Here is a 700-nt window from a genome sequence, read left to right on the forward strand (position 1 = left end):
CCCCGGCCGCGCCGAGGCGCGCGCCGATGCCGTTCGCCAGCGACGCGGCCGCGCCGGCGAGCGACCCGGGCGGGCCGGGCGCCTCCTCCAGCATCGGCAGCACCGGCCCCGCGGCACCGGCCGCGAGCGGCGTACCACCCGGCACGAGCGGCAGCAGATCAGCACCCAGCGGCAGCAGATCCGCACCCAGCGGGAGCACATCCGCATTTCGCGGCCGCGCGTCGGCATCGGCCCGTGGCATGTCGGCGCCTGAGGGCGACGCGGCGTTCGGCGACGCGGGCGGCGTCGACGCGGCGGGAACCTCTGGTGACCCCGCCGACACGGGCGCGGTCGGCGCTGCCGGGGCGGCGGGCGGCGCGTACGCCTCCGGCCAGACGACGGCCTGCTCCGCTCCGGTCGGCTCCCACCAGGCGACGGGCGCGTCCGCCTCCGGCTCGCTCGGATCCTCGTCGACGCCGTCGTCGGGCGCGTCCCGGTCGGGGAAGTCGTCGGGCGCGTCACGGTCCGCGCACTCGAAAGACTCGGCGGGTCGGCCGTCCGGCTGCGTCCTGGCGGCGGGCGCCGGGAGTGGCCCGACGGAAGGCGCCGGGAGTGGCCCGGCGACGGGCAGGGCGAGGCTGGTCGGCTCGGGACTGTCGGGGGCCGGGGACGCCGGGAGCGCCGGGCGGGGCGGGCTCTCGGGCAGCGCGTCCGGGGCCGG

At 80.4% G+C, this 700-nt stretch carries 1 pseudogene; it reads right to left on the reverse strand.

From position 1 onward, the window contains the following. A pseudogene (locus ABD211_RS32950) lies at window positions 1-700 on the reverse strand (hypothetical protein); the annotation flags it as partial.

Source organism: Luedemannella flava (assembly GCF_039528515.1).
GTDB lineage: Bacteria > Actinomycetota > Actinomycetes > Mycobacteriales > Micromonosporaceae > Luedemannella > Luedemannella flava.